Origin of the sequence: Streptomyces lanatus (assembly GCF_014655715.1) — a bacterium.
Lineage (GTDB): Bacteria > Actinomycetota > Actinomycetes > Streptomycetales > Streptomycetaceae > Streptomyces > Streptomyces lanatus.
Genome location: NZ_BNBM01000005.1, coordinates 72,756 through 91,047 on the forward strand (window position 1 = coordinate 72,756; position 18,292 = coordinate 91,047).

20 protein-coding genes and 1 riboswitch are annotated in these 18,292 nt (G+C 70.2%); of the genes, 11 read left to right on the forward strand and 9 right to left on the reverse strand.

The window, feature by feature from the left end:
* The first annotated feature begins 82 nt into the window (after positions 1-82).
* The gene (locus tag IE325_RS15195; protein ID WP_190070427.1) at positions 83-1,111 is read left to right on the forward strand and encodes a 6-phosphofructokinase; all 1,029 of its coding nucleotides are present in this window, start codon (positions 83-85) and stop codon (positions 1,109-1,111) included.
* Between the two features lie 60 nt (positions 1,112-1,171).
* A complete protein-coding gene (locus IE325_RS15200) occupies positions 1,172-2,167 on the forward strand; it encodes a 2-hydroxyacid dehydrogenase (protein ID WP_190070428.1) in 996 nt (331 codons plus the stop codon).
* Here the strand turns inward: IE325_RS15200 and IE325_RS15205 are convergent.
* Positions 2,119-3,999: an anthranilate synthase family protein gene (locus IE325_RS15205; RefSeq protein ID WP_190070429.1), complete on the reverse strand. Its 1,881-nt coding sequence runs from the start codon at positions 3,997-3,999 to the stop codon at positions 2,119-2,121. The genes IE325_RS15200 and IE325_RS15205 overlap by 49 nt on opposite strands.
* Before the next feature lie 93 nt (positions 4,000-4,092).
* Positions 4,093-4,149 carry a trp operon leader peptide gene (locus IE325_RS47040; RefSeq protein WP_071528813.1) on the reverse strand — a complete coding sequence of 19 codons (57 nt, stop codon included), beginning with the start codon at positions 4,147-4,149 and terminating at the stop codon, positions 4,093-4,095.
* Positions 4,150-4,242: 93 nt separating this feature from the next.
* On the opposite strand from IE325_RS47040, the gene IE325_RS15215 reads away from it, so the two are divergent.
* Positions 4,243-5,595: a class II 3-deoxy-7-phosphoheptulonate synthase gene (locus tag IE325_RS15215; protein WP_190070430.1), complete on the forward strand. Its 1,353-nt coding sequence runs from the start codon at positions 4,243-4,245 to the stop codon at positions 5,593-5,595.
* A 152-nt stretch (positions 5,596-5,747) separates the two neighbouring features.
* Positions 5,748-5,972: a (2Fe-2S)-binding protein gene (locus tag IE325_RS15220; RefSeq protein WP_229911825.1), complete on the forward strand. Its 225-nt coding sequence runs from the start codon at positions 5,748-5,750 to the stop codon at positions 5,970-5,972.
* A 9-nt stretch (positions 5,973-5,981) separates the two neighbouring features.
* Here the strand turns inward: IE325_RS15220 and bfr are convergent, their stop codons facing one another.
* Positions 5,982-6,458, reverse strand: coding sequence for a bacterioferritin (gene bfr / locus IE325_RS15225; protein ID WP_190070432.1), 477 nt, complete (start codon positions 6,456-6,458; stop codon positions 5,982-5,984).
* Between the two features lie 175 nt (positions 6,459-6,633).
* On the opposite strand from bfr, the gene IE325_RS15230 reads away from it, so the two are divergent.
* The gene (locus IE325_RS15230) at positions 6,634-7,266 is read left to right on the forward strand and encodes a sulfite oxidase-like oxidoreductase (RefSeq protein ID WP_190070433.1); all 633 of its coding nucleotides are present in this window, start codon (positions 6,634-6,636) and stop codon (positions 7,264-7,266) included.
* 24 nt (positions 7,267-7,290) lie between these two features.
* Here the strand turns inward: IE325_RS15230 and IE325_RS15235 are convergent, their stop codons facing one another.
* From IE325_RS15235 to thiO, 6 genes are all read right to left on the reverse strand, one after another.
* On the reverse strand, positions 7,291-7,773 hold the full coding sequence (locus tag IE325_RS15235; RefSeq protein WP_190070434.1) for a DUF4396 domain-containing protein: 483 nt from the start codon (positions 7,771-7,773) through the stop codon (positions 7,291-7,293).
* 76 nt (positions 7,774-7,849) lie between these two features.
* Positions 7,850-8,743, reverse strand: coding sequence for a deoxyribonuclease IV (locus tag IE325_RS15240; protein ID WP_190070435.1), 894 nt, complete (start codon positions 8,741-8,743; stop codon positions 7,850-7,852).
* Between the two features lie 57 nt (positions 8,744-8,800).
* Entirely contained in the window at positions 8,801-10,741 is a 1,941-nt protein-coding gene (gene pknB, locus IE325_RS15245) for a Stk1 family PASTA domain-containing Ser/Thr kinase (protein WP_229911826.1), read from the reverse strand.
* A 118-nt stretch (positions 10,742-10,859) separates the two neighbouring features.
* Positions 10,860-11,654: a thiazole synthase gene (locus IE325_RS15250; RefSeq protein ID WP_190070437.1), complete on the reverse strand. Its 795-nt coding sequence runs from the start codon at positions 11,652-11,654 to the stop codon at positions 10,860-10,862.
* A gap of 3 nt (positions 11,655-11,657) precedes the next feature.
* Positions 11,658-11,858, reverse strand: a complete 201-nt coding sequence (thiS, locus tag IE325_RS15255; RefSeq protein WP_190070438.1) for a sulfur carrier protein ThiS — start codon at positions 11,856-11,858, stop codon at positions 11,658-11,660.
* Positions 11,855-13,039, reverse strand: coding sequence for a glycine oxidase ThiO (thiO, locus tag IE325_RS15260; RefSeq protein ID WP_190070439.1), 1,185 nt, complete (start codon positions 13,037-13,039; stop codon positions 11,855-11,857). The genes thiS and thiO overlap by 4 nt, the downstream gene beginning before the upstream one ends.
* Positions 13,037-13,148, reverse strand: a riboswitch (TPP riboswitch). (Overlaps the previous gene by 3 nt.)
* A 51-nt stretch (positions 13,149-13,199) precedes the next feature.
* Between thiO and IE325_RS15265 the strand changes: the two genes are divergently transcribed.
* The 6 genes from IE325_RS15265 (at position 13,200) to IE325_RS15290 (ending at position 18,287) form a co-directional block, all read left to right on the forward strand.
* Positions 13,200-13,550: an avidin-fold protein gene (locus tag IE325_RS15265; RefSeq protein ID WP_190070440.1), complete on the forward strand. Its 351-nt coding sequence runs from the start codon at positions 13,200-13,202 to the stop codon at positions 13,548-13,550.
* An 86-nt stretch (positions 13,551-13,636) separates the two neighbouring features.
* On the forward strand, positions 13,637-14,800 hold the full coding sequence (locus IE325_RS15270) for an NAD(P)/FAD-dependent oxidoreductase (RefSeq protein ID WP_373315178.1): 1,164 nt from the start codon (positions 13,637-13,639) through the stop codon (positions 14,798-14,800).
* 77 nt (positions 14,801-14,877) lie between these two features.
* Complete coding sequence (locus IE325_RS15275) at positions 14,878-15,243, forward strand: Rv2175c family DNA-binding protein (RefSeq protein WP_186284374.1); 366 nt, start codon at positions 14,878-14,880, stop codon at positions 15,241-15,243.
* Between the two features lie 269 nt (positions 15,244-15,512).
* Positions 15,513-16,175 carry a thiamine phosphate synthase gene (thiE, locus tag IE325_RS15280; protein WP_190070442.1) on the forward strand — a complete coding sequence of 221 codons (663 nt, stop codon included), beginning with the start codon at positions 15,513-15,515 and terminating at the stop codon, positions 16,173-16,175.
* Positions 16,176-16,346: 171 nt separating this feature from the next.
* On the forward strand, positions 16,347-17,270 hold the full coding sequence (gene metF / locus IE325_RS15285; protein WP_190070443.1) for a methylenetetrahydrofolate reductase [NAD(P)H]: 924 nt from the start codon (positions 16,347-16,349) through the stop codon (positions 17,268-17,270).
* A gap of 57 nt (positions 17,271-17,327) precedes the next feature.
* Positions 17,328-18,287 (forward strand): SCO2102 family sporulation regulator, encoded by a 960-nt coding sequence (locus IE325_RS15290; RefSeq protein WP_190070444.1) that lies wholly within the window; start codon positions 17,328-17,330, stop codon positions 18,285-18,287.
* Positions 18,288-18,292 lie beyond the last annotated feature (5 nt).

Genomic DNA, 18,292 nt, shown 5'->3' on the forward strand with positions numbered 1-18,292 from the left:
TTGCCGTTCCGACCCATCCCGCTGTGACCTGGCTCACCATTAGCGTGGCCTCACCAGGCAACCGCGGCGAAGGGATTTTTCCATGCGGGTCGGAGTACTGACCGGAGGCGGCGACTGCCCCGGTCTCAACGCCGTCATCCGGGCCGTCGTCCGCAAGGGCGTGCAGGAGTACGGCTATGACTTCGTCGGCTTCCGGGACGGCTGGCGAGGTCCGCTCGAGAACGACACCATCCGTCTCGACATCCCCGCCGTGCGCGGCATCCTGCCCCGCGGCGGCACCATCCTCGGCTCCTCGCGCACCAACCCCCTCAAGCAGGAGGACGGCATCCGGCGCATCAAGGAGAACCTCACCAAGCAGGAGGTCGAGGCGCTCATCGTCATCGGCGGCGAGGACACCCTCGGCGTCGCCACCCGGCTGTCCGACGAGTACGGCGTGCCCTGTGTGGGGGTGCCCAAGACCATCGACAACGACCTGTCCGCCACCGACTACACCTTCGGCTTCGACACCGCCGTCGGCATCGCGACCGAGGCCATCGACCGGCTGCACACCACCGCCGAGTCCCATATGCGCGTCCTGGTCTGCGAGGTGATGGGCCGTCACGCCGGCTGGATCGCCATCCACTCCGGGCTCGCAGGCGGCGCCAACGTCATCCTCATCCCCGAGCAGCGCTTCGACGTCGACAAGGTCTGCGCCTGGATCACCTCCCGCTTCAAGGCGTCGTACGCCCCGATCGTGGTCGTCGCCGAGGGTGCCATGCCCAAGGACGGCGACATGGTGCTCAAGGACGAGTCGATGGACTCCTTCGGGCACGTCCGGCTGTCCGGGGTCGGCGAATGGCTGGCCAAGGAGATCGAGCGGCGCACCGGCAAGGAGGCCCGTACGACGGTGCTCGGGCACATCCAGCGCGGCGGCACGCCGAGCGCCTTCGACCGCTGGCTGGCCACCCGCTTCGGGCTGCACGCCATCGAGGCGGTCCGCGACGGCGACTTCGGCAAGATGGTCGCGCTGCGCGGCACGGACATCGTCCGCGTCCCGATCGCGGACGCCACGGCCAAGCTGAAGACGGTGGACCCGAAGCTGTACGACGAGGTCGGGGTCTTCTTCGGCTGACGGCACCTGGGGGGTATGGGTCGTATATTCGGCCCATACCCCTAGGAAACGGGAGCAGCCTTGGAGATTCTCGCCTTCGGCGTGCAGGCGGACGAGAAGCCCCTGATCGAGGCGGCCTTCCGGGGCCACCACGAGGTCCGCTGCCTGGACGTCTTCCTGAACGAGGACACCGCCCCCATCGCGGCCGGCTACGAGGTCGTCTGCACCAGCGTCAACTGCGACCTCGGCAACCACGTCCTGCAGACCCTCGCGGCCGGCGGGACCCAGATGGTCGCCCAGCGCTCCACCGGCTTCAACAACATCGACCTCAAGGTCGCCGAGCGCCTCGCCATGACCGTCGCCCGGGTCTCGTCCTACTCGCCGTACTCCGTGGCCGAGTTCGCCTGGGCCCTCGCCATGGCCGTCAACCGCCGTATCGTGCGGGCCTCCACGCGCACGCGTGACTTCGACTTCCGCCTCGACGGCCTGATGGGCCGCGACATGCACGGCCGCACCGCCGGTGTCCTCGGCACCGGCAAGATCGGCGAGGCCTTCGCCCGCATCGCCCACGGCTTCGGCATGAACCTGCTCGGCTGGGACGTCGCCGAGACCCCCGCGTGTATGCAACTGGGCATGCGTTACGTCCCCAAGGAGCGCCTGCTCGCCGAGTCCGACCTGGTCAGCCTGCATGTCCCGCTGATGCCGGAGACCAGTCGGCTGATCGACGCCGACGCCCTGAAGGCGATGAAGGACGACGCGATCCTGGTCAACTCCAGCCGCGGCGGCCTCATCGACACCGCGGCCCTCGTCGCCGAACTGCGCGAGGGCCGCTTCACCGGAGTCGGGCTCGACGTCTACGAGGCGGAGGCCGGCCTGTTCTTCCTCGACAAGTCCCTCCAGGCCATCGAGGACGACACCCTGGCCCGCCTGGTCACCTTCCCGAACGTCCTGGTCACCTCCCACCAGGCCTACTACACCGAGGACGCCGTGGGCCAGATCGTCGAGGCCACCCTGAAGAACGTCCTCGACTACAAGGAGGGCCGCCGCTCCGAGAACGTGCTGGTGCCGCGCAGCTGAGCGACCAGTTCGCGTACGACGGCGGCGCCGTTCAGGGTGAGGACCGACTCCGGGTGGAACTGCACGCCGGCGAAGCCCGGACCCCGTACCGCATGCACCTCCCCGTTGTCCGCCCGGCTGATCTCGACGCCGTGCTCGGCCAGCTCCGCGTGCGCCTCGTCGTCGCAGCGGGCCACGAAGCTGTTGTAGAAGCCGACCGTCTCCGGCCGCCCGAACAGGTCGATCGTCGTCTGCGCTCCCTGGTACGGCACTTCCTTGCGCACGATGTCCAGCCCCAGCTCGGCGGCGATCAGCTCATGGCCCAGGCAGACCCCGAGCACGCCGTGCCGGTGGCCGGCGATGACCTCGGCCGTGAGGCCGCGCAGCAGCCGCATCTTGGGGTCGGCCGGATCGGACGGATCACCGGGGCCGGGGCCCAGCACGAGGGGCCCCTCGTGCCCGAGCACCGCCTCCCGCAGCCCGGGCTCGTCGTAGCGCCGCACGGTCACCTCCAGGCCGCTGGAGCGCAGCACGTGCGCCAGCATCGCCGTGAAGGTGTCCTCGCCGTCTACGACCAGGGCATGGCCCTCCAGGGAAGCGGACCGCTCCTGCATCCGCAGCCAGAACGGCGCGAGGGAGGCCCGGCGCCCGTCGAGCGCGGCACGCACGCGTGGATCGTCGGCGAGCTGTACGCGCGCGTGCTCGTCCCGTGGACGGGACGGACGTACGCCCAGGGCCGCCAGCACACCCGCCGCCTTCGCATGGGTCTCCGCGACCTCGCCCGCCGGGTCCGAGCCCCGCACGAGCGTCGCGCCGACCGGAACCCGGAGCCGCCCGTCGCCGGAGATGTCGGCGGTGCGGATGAGGATGGGGGAGTCGAGGGTCTGCGCCCCGCCGGAGTCCCGGCCGATGAGGGCCAGCGCACCCGCGTAGTACCCGCGCCCGCCGACCTCGTGCCGCTCGATGACCCGGCAGGCGTTCTGCACGGGCGACCCGGTGACCGTCGCCGCGAACATGGTCTCCTTCAGCACCTCCCGCACATCCAGCGAGGACTTCCCGCGCAGCTCGTACTCGGTGTGCGCGAGGTGGGCCATCTCCTTCAGCCGGGGCCCGACGACGACCCCGCCCATGTCGCCGACGGTGCACATCATCTTGAGCTCCTCGTCGACGACCATCGACAGCTCCTCGATCTCCTTGCCGTCGGCGAGGAAGCCGAGGAGGTGCTCGGGGGTGGGCCCCTCGGCCGGGTAGCGGTACGTCCCGCTGATCGGGTTCATGACGACGGTCCCGCCGGACATCCGGACGTGCACCTCGGGGCTCGCCCCGACCAGCGTCCGCTCCCCGGTGTGCACGACGAACGTCCAGTAGGCACCCCGCTCGCCCTCGAGCAGCCGCCGGAACAGGGCCAGCGCGTCGGCCCTCCCGAACCCCGGGATCCCGCCCTCGTACGTCCGCCGGATCACGAAGTTCGCGCCCTCGCCCCGCCCGATCTCCTCCCGCAGCACCCGCCCGACGATCTCCGCGTACTCCTCGTCGGCCACGTCGAAGCCACCGCCCTCGACGCGCACCTCGTGCGACGGGAGCTGTTCCAGGGCCTCGGCGAGCGGGATGCCGTACGACTCCTCGGGGGTGAGGACCGCCAGGGGTGTGCCGTCGTCGCGGACGTCGAAGCCGCGCTCACGGATCTGCCGGAAGGGGACCAGCGCCAGGCCTTCGTCGGGGAGGTCGGCGAGACGGTCGTAGGTGGCGACCGGGCCGATCAGGATCTCGATCAGCTCATCGTCGTGGCCCGGGGCGCGGCGGCGCAGCAGGGCGAACGGGCGGGGATCGTCCAGCAGGTCGAGCAACTGCATGGGTCCGTATTCCTTCTCACTGGGAGGAACGGACCCCGGACACACCGAAGGCCGCCCCTCGGGCGGCCTTCGCGAAGTCTTTCGTACGCGCAGTCAGTGGGCCGCCGGATGAGCGGTCCACCACCAGTTCTGGGTCGAGTGCGCGAACATGAGGCGCACCTTACCCCAAGGACAGCCGTCAGAGACGTCTCATTTCCTGGGCGCCGTCCTGAGACGGCGACATCACCCCGTAATGTGGACGTCGTGACCGTGAACGCTAAGACCAGCGCGAGCGCTGGCAACACCTGGCGAGACCTGCCCGCGGCGCAGCAGCCCGAGTACCCCGACACCGAGGCTCTGCGCGCAGTCGTTGCGGAGCTGGAGTCGTATCCGCCGCTCGTCTTCGCGGGCGAGTGCGATCAGCTGCGCGCCCGGATGGCATCCGTCGCCAAGGGAGAGGCGTTCCTCCTCCAGGGCGGCGACTGCGCCGAGGCATTCGACGCGGTGTCGGCCGACCACATCCGCAACAAGCTGAAGACCCTGCTCCAGATGGGCGCCGTGCTGACGTACGCTGCCTCGGTGCCGGTCGTGAAGGTCGGCCGCATCGCCGGCCAGTACTCCAAGCCGCGCTCCAAGGGCACCGAGACCCGCGACGGCGTGACCCTGCCGACCTACCGCGGCGACTCCGTCAACGGCTTCGACTTCAACGAGGCCGCCCGCATCCCGGACCCCGAGCGCCTGAAGCGGATGTACAACGCCTCCGCCTCGACGCTCAACCTGGTGCGCGCCTTCACCACCGGCGGTTACGCCGACCTGCGCCAGGTGCACGCCTGGAACCAGGACTTCGTGAAGTCGTCCCCGTCGGGCCAGCGCTACGAGCAGCTCGCGCGCGAGATCGACCAGGCGCTGAACTTCATGCACGCCTGCGGGGCCGACCCGGAGGAGTTCAAGACCGTCGAGTTCTACTCCTCCCACGAGGCACTGCTGCTCGACTACGAGTCCGCGCTGACCAGGGTCGACTCCCGCACGGGCAAGCTGTACGACGTCTCCGGGCACATGGTGTGGATCGGTGAGCGCACCCGGCAGCTGGACGGCGCGCACATCGAGTTCGCCTCGAAGATCCGCAACCCCATCGGCATCAAGCTCGGCCCGACGACGACGGCCGAGGAGGCGCTGCAGTACATCGACCGCCTCGACCCCGAGCGCGAGCCGGGCCGGCTGACGTTCATCGTCCGCATGGGCGCCGACAAGATCCGCGACAAGCTCCCCGAGCTGGTCGAGAAGGTCACGGCGTCCGGCGCCACGGTGGCCTGGGTGACCGACCCGATGCACGGCAACACCTTCGAGGCGGCCTCCGGCCACAAGACCCGCCGCTTCGACGATGTGCTCGACGAGGTCAAGGGCTTCTTCGAGGTCCACAAGGGCCTCGGCACCCACCCGGGCGGCATCCACGTCGAGCTCACCGGTGACGATGTCACCGAGTGCGTGGGCGGCGGCGACGAGATCTTCGTCGACGATCTGCACCAGCGCTACGAGACGGCCTGCGACCCGCGGCTCAACCGCAGTCAGTCCCTCGACCTGGCGTTCCTCGTCGCGGAGATGTACAGGGACCAGTGACGGGATCGCCTGTTACAGCGGCATGAGTGGGGCGCGGATCACATTCGATCCGCGCCCCACAGCACTTTTACGGTTCCTATGAGCCGGGTAAGGTTAGGTTAGCCTCACCGATCAAGGGGATGGCACATCGATCCCGCCGGGAGGTGAACCGCGTGTACATCTGCAGTTGCTTCGGCATCACCGAGCAGCAGGTCAAGAAGCACGCGGCGGACGGCGCCTGCACTCCCCGCCAGATAGCTTCGGCCTGCAAGGCAGGCACGGACTGCGGATCGTGTGTACGTCGCATCCAGGCGCTCCTGGGCAGGGGCGCGTGCCCTCGCCGTGAGCTGGCCGACCAGGGCAAGCCGCTGCTCACCGATCTGGCGGACGCGGCCTAGGCCTAGGCCTCAGCTCGGCTGCTCGATCTGCTGCGCCAGATAGAGCGCCTCACCGAGCTTGTCGATCAGCTCCAGCTGGGTGTCCAGGTAGTCGATGTGGTGCTCCTCGTCCTCGAGGATCGACTCGAAGATGTTCGCCGAAGTGATGTCGCCCTTGTTGCGCATCACCTCGATGCCGCGCTTGAGACGGTCGATCGCCTCCACCTCGACCTGCCGGTCGGCCTGGAACATCTCCGTCACCGTCTGGCCCACCCGCACATGGAACAGCCGCTGATAGTTGGGCAGGCCGTCCAGCATGAGGATGCGCTCGGTGAGCTTGTCCGCGTGCTTCATCTCATCGATGGACTCTTCACGCGTGTACTTGGCGAGCTTCGTCCAGCCTTTGTTGTCCTGGATCCGATAGTGCAGCCAGTACTGGTTGATCGCGGTGAGCTCGCCGGTCAGCTGCTCGTTCAGGAATTCGAGGACCTCGGGGTCGCCCTGCATCGCAGAGGCTCCTTCCAAGCGGGGGAACTGGCAGGTTGCGCCGCATGATTGCACCGGTGACAAAGATCGTCCAGTAAGTCTTCACTTAGTAAGTAAGTGCATGCTTAGTCCGGTTTGCAATGAATTATTGAGGGTGGGGTCAGGTGCACTGCTTCGGGTCTGTCAGGATGGAGCCATGGGTCAGCCGGTGGAGCGTGAAAGTGGAGCAGCAGCACACTCCGAGCTTCCACCGGGACAGCGTGTGCAGCGCGGCTGGCCGGTCACGCACTACGGCCCGGTTCCGAAGTTCCGTCCCGAACGCTGGGAATTCAGGGTGTTCGGGGCCACCGCCGACGGTGAGAAACACTGCTGGACCCATGAGGAATTCGCGGCCCTGCCGTACGCCAGCGTCGTCGCCGATCTGCACTGCGTCACCAAATTCAGCATGCTCGGCGCGGAATGGGGCGGCATTCCGGCCCGGACCATCCTGGAGATCGCCCCGCCCTCGCCTGCCGTCACCCATGTGATGGTCTGGGCCGAATACGGCTTCAGCTCCAACCTCCGCCTCGACGACTTCGCCGCCGAGCGCACCATCTTCGCCACCCACAAGGACGGCGAACTGCTCACGGCGGAGCACGGTTTCCCCCTCCGTCTGGTCGTCCCCCATCTGTACGCCTGGAAGGGCCCCAAGTGGGTCCGGGGCGTGGAGTACATGACCGCCGATCGCCGGGGCTTCTGGGAGGAGCGCGGCTATCACAACATCGGCGACCCCTGGCGGGAGCAGCGCTACTCCTACCAGGAGGAGCCCGGGGACGGCCCCGAGCTCTGACGCTCCTGGTCCGCGCGGTGGCGGTCAGTGGTACTGGTGGACCACCGCATGGCCCTTGCCGCGGCCGATCATCCACTTGTTGACGGGCGTGGTCAGGACGAAGGCGACGGCCAGCGCGATCGCCAGCACTGACCAGAACAGCGGGTCGCCGAGCCCGGCGTCCATGGCGCCCGGCCACAGCACGATCACGCCGTTGTCGACCAGCTCCATCACCGCGATGGACAGGGTGTCCGCGGCCAGCGCCACCTTGAGCGCGGTCCGGATGTCGACGCCCGCCTTCAGCACTCCGCGCAGGGTGAGCGCGTAGCCGAAGAAGAACGCCAGGATGATCGCCAGGATCAGCGTCGGCACATTGCCCCAGCCGAACGCGGTGCCGATCACCATGCCCAGCACCTCACCGATGGCACAGCCGGTGAGGCAGTGCAGGGTGGCCTGGACGGCCATCGCCCAGGTGCCGGCCGCTGCCGCCTCGTGGTGGGCGTGCGGCGCGTGCGCTTCGTGCTCCATGACTCTCCCCAATGCCAGGTTGCGGTTCCTGCACCGAGCAAGAACCGTATACCCCCCAGGGGTATTCCGTAACGGGCTACGAGTCGCGAAGTTTTTTCAGCCGCTCCACATCCGCCGCGTGCCCTTCCTTCCCGCCGGGCGTCTCGATGATCAGCGGTACGCCCTCGGTGGCGGGGTGCGTCATCAGCGCCCGGAACGGGTCCTCGCCGATATGACCTGCGCCGATGTTCTCGTGCCTGTCCTTGTGGGCGCCGACGACGTCCTTGGAGTCATTGGCGTGGATCAGCTTCAGCCGGCCCTCGCCGACGGTGTCCACCAGCAGATCCAGGGTCTGGTGCATACCGGACGGGCCGGTCAGGTCATGGCCGGCGGCGAAGATGTGGCAGGTGTCCAGGCACACGCCCAGCTTCGGATGGGCGTCCAGCGCCTCGAAGTACGGCCCGAAGTCCCAGGTCCGCGAGCACAGCGAGAAGCCCTGGCCCGCCGTCGACTCCAGCAGCAGGAACGGATCGTCGTCGTGCGTCAGCTCGTCCAGCAGCGGCAGCATGTGCTCCCGCACCTGCTTCAGGGCCACCGAGCGCTCCCGGCCGCCGGTCGCGCTGCCCGTGTGCACGACCACGCCCAGCGCGCCGATCTCCCGCCCACGGCGCAGCGAGTGCCGCAGCGACTCCACCGACTTCTCGACGGTCGCCGCCGTGTGCGAGCCGAAGTTGATCAGATACGGCGCGTGCACATACGCCGGGATCGACTCGGCCTCGCACCCCGCGCGGAACTCCTCGTCCTGCCGCGGGTTCCCGACGGGCGTGGCCCAGCCGCGCGGATTGGCGACGAAGACCTGGACGGTCTCGGCCTTGAGGTCGTGGGCGTAGGAGAGGCCGACGGAGGCGAGGCCGCCGGCCACGGGGATGTGGCCGCCGACGGGATTGCGGGGGCGGCCCGTGAGGGCGGTCCCGGACTGCTGCTTTGTCACCCGTTCAGGGTGTCATGCGGTCCGGGCCGCCCCATCACCGGTCAATGACGGCTCATGTCACCTGATGGTGATGGTGATCGTCGAGCCCTTGGGGGCCGTCTCGCCGCCCTCCACCGACTGCTTCTTGACGGTGTCGCCGAACAGGCCGAGCAGACCACGGTCCTCGTCGACCTCGAAGCCGGCGCCCTCCAGCTCCGCCTTGGCGTCATCGACGCTGTCGCCGACCACGTCCGGGACCTCGATCATCTCGGGGCCCTTGGACAGCGTCAGCGTCACCGTGTCGCCCTCGGCGGCCTGCTTGCCCTCCGCAGGAGACTGCTGGGCGACCTTGCCCGCGTCGAACTCGGAGTTGACCCGCGCGGAGGCGATCTTCACCTTCAGGCCGGCCTCTTCCAGCTCGGCCCTGGCGTCGGCGGGGTCGTCGCCGGTGACGCCAGGGACGTCCACCGGGCTGCCCTTGCTGACGACCAGCGCGACCGCGGAGCCGGAGCGGACCTTGGTGCCGGTCCCGGGTTCCGAGGAGAGCACGGAGCCCCGGGTGACATCGTCGTTGAACTCCCGGGTCACCATGCCCGGTTGGAGCCCGCTCTCCTTCAGCTCGGCCCTCGCCTTGGCCAGCGGATAGCCCTCGATGTCGGGCACCTTCACCGTCTCCGGGCCCGCCGAGATGACCAGCTTCACGGAGTCGTTGTGCCGTATGCGGGCGCCCGTCGCCGGGTCCGTGCTGATGACGGTGCCGCGCTTGACGGTGTCGCTGTAGGCGCGCTCCACCTTGCCGACGTCGAGCCCGGCCTCCTCCAGTCGGTCCTCGGCCTGCGCCTCGGTCTTGGACAGCAGTGGCGGGACCTGGGTGAACTGGCCGGAGTTGATGTACCAGATGCCGACACCGAGGCCGAGGACCAGCAGCACGGCGGCGACGATGACGAACGGCCCGCGCGGTCGGCGCGGGGCACCTGCCCGGCGGCTGGGCGGCGGAGGCGGCGCCGGGGTCTCCAGCCGGCTGGTCCGGTTGAAGTTGGCCTCGGGCTCGTCGCCGTTCACCGGCAGCGGACGCTGGATGTTGAGCCCGCGCGGGATGACGCTCGTACGGTCGTCGGAGTTGCTGTGCTCCGCCGAGAGCGCCTGCGGCGGCACCGCGTCCAGCTGGTCCGCGCTCAGCGCGGCGCGTGTCTCGCGGGCCTGCGCGAGCAGCGCCACGGCGTCGTACGGCCGGATCTGCGGGGAGCGCGCGGTGGCCGACGCGACCAGCTCGTCGAGCTCGTACGCCAGGCCCGGGACGATCGCCGAGGGCGGCGGGACGTCCTCGTGCAGGTGCTTGTAGAGCACCACGGCGGGGGAGTCCCCGTCATGCGGCTTCTCGCCGGTGAGCATCTCGTAGAGGACGACACCGCACGCGTACACGTCGACGCGGGCGTCGGCGGTGCCGGGCTGCTCTATCTGCTCGGGCGCGAGATAGGAGACGGTGCCGAGGACGGCGCCGGTGGTGCTGGTCACGGTGTCCACGGACCGCACGAGACCGAAGTCGGCGACTTTGACCCGGCCGTCATCCCCTATCAGGACGTTCTCCGGCTTCATGTCCCGGTGCACGAACCCGGCGCGATGCGCGGCACCGAGCGCGGCGAGCACCGGCTCCAGGATGTCGAGGGCGGCCCTGGGCTGCAGCGCGCCCCGGTCGCGCAGCACGTCACGCAGCGTGCATCCGGCGACGTACTCCATGGCGAGATAGACGTAGGACCCGTCGGTGCCCTGGTCGAAGACCTGCACGACATTGGGGTGCGCCAGTCGGGCGACGGACTTCGCCTCGCGGATGAACCGCTCGACGAACGCCCCGTCGACCGCCAGCGCGGGGTGCATCACCTTGAGCGCGAGCACGCGGTCCAGGCGGGTGTCCAGGGCCCGGTAGACCGTGGCCATCCCGCCGACCGCGATCCTCGCGTCCACGCGATACCGGCCGTCGAGCACCTGCCCGACCAGAGGGTCCTGAAGGGTCGTATCCACGCAGGTGAGTGTACGAGCCGACACCGACAGCCCCGCCCGTTCGGCCGAGATAGGGGCGGGACTGAAGCCGACCTGTGACGGACGCCTCATTGATCGACGGGTGTCATCGAACGTGCGTTCAGAATGCGGGTCGTTCCGGGTCCAGCCGCGCCATGCCGTCCACCGGGGACGACGCCTCCGCGAAATGGCGCTTCGGTATCCGGCCCGCCCGGTACGCCAACCGCCCCGCCTCCACGGCATGCCTCATCGCGTCGGCCATCAGCACCGGCTCCTGTGCCCGTGTCACCGCCGAGGCGAGCATCACACCCGCACACCCCAGCTCCATCGCGAGCGCCGAGTCGGACGCCGTACCGGCACCCGCGTCCAGGATCACCGGCACACGCGCGTGCTCCATGATCAACTGGAAGTTGTGCGGGTTGCGGATGCCGAGCCCCGACCCGATCGGGGAGCCGAGCGGCATGATCGCCGCACAGCCCACGTCCTCCAGCTTCCGCGCCAGCACCGGGTCGTCGTTCGTGTACGGCAGCACCGTGAACCCGTCGTCCACCAGTGTCTCCGCCGCGTCCAGCAGCTCGATCGGATCCGGCAGCAGCGTGCGTTCGTCGGCGATGACCTCCAGCTTGATCAGCTCCGTACCGAGCGCCTCGCGCGCGAGGCGGGCCGTCAGCACGGCTTCCCCGGCCGTGAAGCACCCCGCGGTGTTCGGCAGCACCCGGATCCCGAGCTTCTCCAGCACCGACAGCACCGAGCCGTGCACCGACGGGTCGACCCGCCGCATCGCGACGGTCGTCAGCTCCGTGCCGGACGCGACCAGCGCCCGCTCCAGCACGTCCAGGCTGGGCGCTCCGCCCGTGCCCATGATCAGGCGGGACGTGAAGGACGTACCGCCGATGACAAAGGGATCGTCGGCCATGGTTCAGCCTCCTTGCACTGCGGTGAGGACCTCGACGCGATCGCCCTCGGAGAGGGAGGTCGACGGCCACTGTCCGCGCGGGACGACGGTTTCGTTGAGGGCGGCGGCCACTCCGGAGGGCGCCGCGGTGAGCATCCGTACGGCGACGTCGAGGGCCGTACCGGGAGCGACCTCTCGCCGCTCCCCGTTGAGGGAGATGTTCATGCGGGCTGCTCCGTGAGTGCGGCGCGTTCTGTGCGCGTGGCGGGGGAGAAACGCTTCGGGGTGAACGGCCGTGCCTCCTCCGGGAGTTCACCGGTGGCCAGGACATGCGCCATGGCGTCCCCGGTGACCGGCGTGAGCAGCACGCCGTTGCGGTAGTGCCCGGTGGCCAGCGACAGCCCGGCCAGCTCGGTCGGGCCGAGCAGCGGAGCGTTGTCGGGGGAGCCGGGGCGCAGACCGGCCCGCGTCTCGGTGAGCGGCAGTTCGGTGATGCCCGGCACCAGCTCATGGGCGTCGCGCAGCAGCTCGTACACCCCGCCGGCGGTCACCGCGGTGTCCCAGCCCAGCTCCTCGCTCGTCGCCCCGACGACCAGCTCCCCGCTCTCGCGCGGCACCAGATACACCTGGCTGCCGCGCACCACGGCCCGCACGGTACGGCTCAGGAACGGCGCGTACCGCCGCGGCACGGTCAGCCGCAGCACCTGCCCCTTCACGGGACGCACGGGCGGCAGTACGTCGTCCGGGACCCCGGAGAGCCGCCCGCTGAGGCTCCCGGCCGCGAGGACCACCTGGCCCGCGCCCAGTTCCGTGCCGTCGGTCGTGGTGACTCCGGCGACCCGGTCCCCGGCGACATCGAGGCGCTCGGCCCAGGTGCGGTGGAAGACCACACCGGCCCGCTCGCACGCGACCACCAGGGCCGCAGCCAGCCGTCGAGGGTCGATCTGGTGGTCCCCGTCCACCCGCAGCCCCCCGCGCACGCCCGGCGCGAGCATCGGCTCCAGGCGCCGGCACTCACGCCCCGACAGCCATTCGGAGTCCAGCCCCGACTGGCGTTGCAGGGTGTGCAGTTCGCGGAGATGGGCGCGGTCGTCGGCGTCCAGGGCGACGGCGAGCGTTCCGCACTGGCGGTAGCCGAGGTCGTGGCCGGTGAGGTCGGACAGCTCGGCGGCGAAGTCCGGGTAACGCCGTGCCGACTCCAGGTTCAGGCCCAGCAGGGTCTGCTCGCCGTAGTGCAGTTCCGTGACGGCGGCCAGCATTCCGGCGGCCACCTGGGCGGCGCCGCCACCCGGCTCGGGATCCACGACGGCCGTCGTGAACCCGCGTTGCGCGGCCCGCCACGCCGTGACCAGGCCGATGATTCCGCCCCCGATGACGAGGACGTCTGACGTTCGCGTACGCGACATGGGCGTCCAGCCCCTCCCTTCGCCGGCATGACCCGGATCAGGTTCGTACGGTCGGAGGCCGCCAGCCTCCCTCTCAGCCCGGTGCGTCCGGGCTCCCGCGAGTGCTCTACGTTGGCCACCCTAGCCCGCCGCCGTAGGTCTCAGTAGGGAGCCGTACCTCATGGCCCGCTCGCTCGACGGACTCGTCCTGGCCCCCGTCGCCGACCAAGCCCCAGGTCAGGTGGGTACCCGCACCCGGTTCACGTACCACGAGAAGGACGGCGAGATCTGGGCCGAGTACACCGGCGGGGACGTCGTACGCGGGCATCTCGTGGGCACCCGGGACGGCGACCGGCTGGACTTCCGGTATGTGCAGCTGAAGCGGGACGGGACGACGTCGTCCGGCCACTGTGTGTCGACGGTGGTCGAGCTGTCCGACGGGCGCGTGCGGCTGGAGGAGACCTGGGAGTGGGAGTCGCAGCCGGGCCGCGGCACCAGCGTTGTGGAGCAGGTCACTGAGCACGACTCATGACTGACAAATTGTCAGTTGTCTATGGTGATCAGGTGAGCGAGCAGACGACGCAGTCGCAGCGGAAAGTGGTCGTCGCCGGCGCCGGCATGGCCGGTGTGCAGACGGCGGTCGCCCTGCGCGAACGGGGCTTCACCGGAACCGTCACCCTGATCGGCGCCGAACCCCACCAGCCGTACGACCGGCCGCCCCTGTCCAAGGCCGTACTGCTCGGCAAGGCCGAGGGCTCCGCCTTCGACGTCGACTTCGAGGCGCTCGGCATCGAGCTCCACCTGGGCCGCGAGGTGCTCGGCGTGCGCACCGCCGACCGCGAACTGGACACCGAGGCCGGGCCCGTCCCGTACGACGTCCTGGTGCTCGCCACCGGCGCCGAACCGATCAGGCTGCCCGGCGCGGAGGGCGTGCCCGGTGTGCATCTGCTGCGCACGCTGGACGACGCCGAGCGGCTGCGGCCGGTGCTCGCCCGGCAGCACGACATCGTGGTCGTCGGCGCGGGCTGGATCGGCGCGGAGTTCGCCACGGCCGCGCGCGAGGCGGGCTGCGCGGTGACGGTCGTGGAGGCCGCCGACCGGCCGCTCGCGGGGGCACTGCCCGCGGAGGTGGCCGCGCCGATGAGCGCCTGGTACGAGGACAGCGGGGCGGTGCTGCGCACGCACACGCGCGTGGCGCGCGTCGAACCCGGCGCGGTGGTCCTCGACGACGGCTCGCGGGTGGCCGCGGGCGCCGTCGTGGTCGGCATCGGGGCCCGGCCCGCCACGGCCTGGCTGGCCGGCTCGGGCATCGAGCTCGGCGCGCACCGCGAGGTCGTGGCCGACGAACGGCTGCACACATCGGTGCCGGACGTCTACGCGGTCGGCGACTGCGCGTCCTTCCCCTCGGGCCGCTACGGCGAGCGGCTGCTGGTCCACCACTGGGACAACGCCCTCCAGGGCCCGCGCACGGTCGCCGCGAACATCCTCGGCGAGACCGGCGTGGTCTACGACCCCGTGCCCTACTTCTGGTCCGAGCAGTTCGGCCGCTTCGTCCAGTACGCCGGCCACCACACCGCCGCCGACACGACCCTGTGGCGCGGCGACCCCTCGGGCCCGGCCTGGTCGGTCTGCTGGCTGCGGGACGACCGCCTCGTCGCCCTGTTGGCGGTGGGCCGGCCGAGGGATCTGGCGCAGGGGCGGCGGCTGATCGAGTCGGGCACGCCGATGGACCCGGAGCTGCTGGCGGACCCGGCGAGGCCGCTGAAGGCGGCGACGGCGTAGCGCGTCGGGGCGACGGCTCCTCCCGGGCGGACCGGCCTGACTTCCGACTGTCAGTGGCAGATGGCAGGCTTGTTCCCGTGACCGAGATTGACGCAAAGATCGATGCTCTCGTCCCCGCCTGGCTCACCCTGCCCGACATCGCCGAACAGCTCGGCGTCGAGGTGACGCGCGTCCGGCAGCTGGTCAAGGAGGGCCAGCTGATCGCCGTACGCCGTGGTGAGAACCGCGCGCTGCACGTCCCTGCCGCCTTCATCGACGGGGACAAGGTCGTCAAGGGCCTGTCCGGGACCCTGACGCTGCTGCGGGACGACGGCTTCACGGACGAAGAGATGCTGGAGTGGCTCTTCACCCCGGACGAGAGCCTGCCGGGCACCCCCGCGCAGGCCCTCAGTGAGAACCGCGGCACGGAGGTGAAGCGCCGCGCCCAGGCGCTCGCCGTCTGAGCCGAACACCGGGATCCGAACACCGTCCGGCGTACGGGCCGGGGCAACCCGCGGGCCACGGCCGCGGTCGAGCACGGCCGCATGACCATGAAGTCTCGTGATCATGAGTTGCCCCATATGCGCCCATACGTGCCCGTACGCCCCCGAACAACAGCACCGCCGCGGGTGGCCCACAGACGCCACCCGCGCGCGGCGCTCCGATTACCGTGCCTCCGTCCGGCACCCGCCCGACCTCACCCGCCCGGCAACCCGACCCCTGGGGGCACCGCATGTCCGACACCGTCACCGCAGGCACCGCCCGCGCGCAGCTCGCCGACGCCCGGCTCTACCTCTGCACCGACGCCCGCAAGCGACAGGGCGACCTCGCGGAGTTCCTGGACGCCGCCCTCGCCGGTGGCGTCGACATAGTGCAGCTGCGGGACAAGGGGATGGAGGCGGCCGAGGAGCTGGAGCACCTCAAGGTCTTCGCCGACGCCTGCGCCCGGCACGGCAAGCTCCTCGCGGTCAACGACCGGGCCGACGTGGCCCACGCCGCCGGTGCCGATGTCCTGCACCTGGGCCAGGGCGACCTCCCGGTCCCGGCCGCCCGCGCGATCCTCGGGGACGACGTCCTGATCGGCCGCTCCACGCACGCCGACGTCGAGGCCGACGCGGCCGCCGTCCAGGACAGCGTGGACTACTTCTGCACCGGCCCCTGCTGGCCGACCCCCACCAAGCCCGGCCGCCACGCCCCCGGCCTCGACCTGGTCCGCCACACCGCCGCCCTCGCCACCGACCGCCCCTGGTTCGCCATCGGCGGCATCGACCTCGGCAATCTCGACCAGGTGCTGGAGGCGGGCGCCCGCCGTGTCGTCGTCGTACGGGCGATCACCGAGGCCGCCGATCCCGGCGCCGCGGCGGCGGAGTTCGCCAAGCGGCTGCGGCAGGCGTAGGGGACCGGACCCGTTGTCCCGTCTCATCCATTGGGCAGCGTGACCGTGTTCCTACGGGCTTGGCGCCCAATTCGGCCCCCGTTTGTCCAAGGCGTGGACAGTAGCCGGACAATTCGGGCAAATGTCCGGTGTCCGGTTGGGGGACCGGGGGCCCCTGGCTAACCTGCGAGTATGGCCCTCGGCACCGCATCCATCAGGTCGGACCACGCGCGCACCGTGCGCGAGATGCTCGCGACCGGCAAGACGACGTATTCCTTCGAGTTCTACGCGCCCAAGACCCCGAAGGGCGAGCGGAACCTGTGGAACGCGCTGCGCCGGGTCGAGGCAGTCGGCCCCGACTTCGTCTCCGTGACCTACGGAGCGGGCGGTTCCACCCGTGCGGGCACGGTCAAGGCGACCGAGGCCATCGCCTCGGACACCACACTCACTCCGATCGCCCACCTCACCGCCGTCGACCACTCGGTGGCCGACCTGCGCAACATCATCGGCCAGTACGCCGACGCCGGGATCCGCAACATGCTGGCACTGCGCGGCGACCCGCCCGGTGACCCGCTGGGTGACTGGGTGCGGCATCCGCAGGGCCTGGCCTACGCCGCCGAGCTCGTCGAGCTGATCAAGGCGTCCGGAGATTTCTGTGTGGGCGTCGCGGCCTTCCCGGCGATGCATCCGCGCTCCGACGACTGGGACATCGACGTCAGTCACTTCGTCGACAAGTGCCGAGCGGGTGCGGACTATGCGATCACGCAAATGTTCTTCGAACCCGAGGACTACCTGCGGTTGCGCGACCGTGTCTCGGCCGCGGGCTGCGACACCCCGATCATCCCGGAGATCATGCCCATCGCCAGCACAAGGACGCTGGAGCGGATCCCGTCCCTCACCAACGCCTCCTTCCCGGCCGCCCTGAAAGAGCGGATCCTCACAGCAAAGGACGATCCGGCGGCTGTACGCTCCATTGGCATCGAGTTCGCCACGGAGTTCTGCGCGCGGCTACTGGCCGAGGGAGTGCCCGGACTGCACTTCATCACGCTCAACAACTCCACGGCGACCCTGGAAATCTACGAGAACCTGGGCCTGCACCACCCACCGCAGGCCTAGACCGGTCGTCCTGATATACGTCACACTGCGTAGGCGGCCACTGGGAGAGGGGCGTACATGGGCTGGACGGTCCTCTACATCGCGTTCGGCATCGTCGCGCTGTGGCTGCTGGGCGAGGTGCTGCTGCAGTACAAGGCGCGGCTGCGCTGGCGCCTGCTGGCCTTCGTCGGCTTCCTCGGTGTCGTGGTCGGGGTACTGATCCCGTCCGTCGTCGTCATCGGTCTGGGCGCGGCGGCGTTCGCGGTCGGCCAGACCTACGTCACGCTGTCGTTCCGCCGCGGCTTCTCGGCGGGCTGGGCGGTCTCCGCTCCTGCCCTGGGCCCGCTGGGCGCCAAGCGCCGCCGCGGCGAGCCGGAGCGCCAGGAGCCGACCCTTGAGGTCTCCGACCTGGAGGCGGGCGAGAGCGGCTACGGCGGCAACACCCCCGACTACGGCCAGGACGGCGTCGGCTACGGCGACGACTACGACCGCGACGACGTCTTCACACCCACCCGCGGTGGACAGCCCATGCCCGCGGAGGCGAACGCCGTCTACGAACCGCAGCCCATGCCGGAGGACACCGGCTCGTACGGCATATACAGCGACGCCGCCTACGCCGCTGCCGCCGACCCGAACTACGCGGCCGCCGGCCAGCCCCAGGACCAGTACGCGACGGCCGACCAGGGCTACGGCTACGACGGCTACACCGGGTACGACCAGCAGCAGTACGGCTACGACCAGAGCGGCCAGCAGCAGTACGCCGCCTACTCCGACCCCTACATCGGCACCCAGACCTACGACGGCGCCGCCTACGACGCCTACGGCCAGCAGCAGTACGGCCAGCAGGGCTACGGCCAGGACCAGTACGCCACCGGCACCTACGGCGAGGGCACCCCGCCCGGCGGCGTCTGGGTCCCGCAGCAGCGCACCGACGAGGCGTACGGCGGTGAACTCCCGCCCGAGCAGCAGTACCCGTACCAGGGGAACGGCCAGCAGCAGGGGCAGGGTCAGGGGTACGACGAGCAGTACCGTTTCTGACGGTC

Coding starts and splice junctions, on each gene's coding strand:
- IE325_RS15195 (WP_190070427.1), top strand. CDS start 83: ATGCGGGTCGGAGTACTGACCGGAGGCGGCGACTGCCCCGGTCTCAAC.
- IE325_RS15205 (WP_190070429.1), bottom strand. CDS start 3,999: ATGCAGTTGCTCGACCTGCTGGACGATCCCCGCCCGTTCGCCCTGCTG.
- bfr (WP_190070432.1), bottom strand. CDS start 6,458: ATGCAGGGCGACCCCGAGGTCCTCGAATTCCTGAACGAGCAGCTGACC.
- IE325_RS15230 (WP_190070433.1), top strand. CDS start 6,634: ATGGGTCAGCCGGTGGAGCGTGAAAGTGGAGCAGCAGCACACTCCGAG.
- IE325_RS15235 (WP_190070434.1), bottom strand. CDS start 7,773: ATGGAGCACGAAGCGCACGCGCCGCACGCCCACCACGAGGCGGCAGCG.
- IE325_RS15250 (WP_190070437.1), bottom strand. CDS start 11,654: ATGGCCGACGATCCCTTTGTCATCGGCGGTACGTCCTTCACGTCCCGC.
- thiS (WP_190070438.1), bottom strand. CDS start 11,858: ATGAACATCTCCCTCAACGGGGAGCGGCGAGAGGTCGCTCCCGGTACG.
- thiO (WP_190070439.1), bottom strand. CDS start 13,039: ATGTCGCGTACGCGAACGTCAGACGTCCTCGTCATCGGGGGCGGAATC.
- IE325_RS15265 (WP_190070440.1), top strand. CDS start 13,200: ATGGCCCGCTCGCTCGACGGACTCGTCCTGGCCCCCGTCGCCGACCAA.
- IE325_RS15270 (WP_373315178.1), top strand. CDS start 13,637: ATGGCCGGTGTGCAGACGGCGGTCGCCCTGCGCGAACGGGGCTTCACC.
- thiE (WP_190070442.1), top strand. CDS start 15,513: ATGTCCGACACCGTCACCGCAGGCACCGCCCGCGCGCAGCTCGCCGAC.
- metF (WP_190070443.1), top strand. CDS start 16,347: ATGGCCCTCGGCACCGCATCCATCAGGTCGGACCACGCGCGCACCGTG.
- IE325_RS15290 (WP_190070444.1), top strand. CDS start 17,328: ATGGGCTGGACGGTCCTCTACATCGCGTTCGGCATCGTCGCGCTGTGG.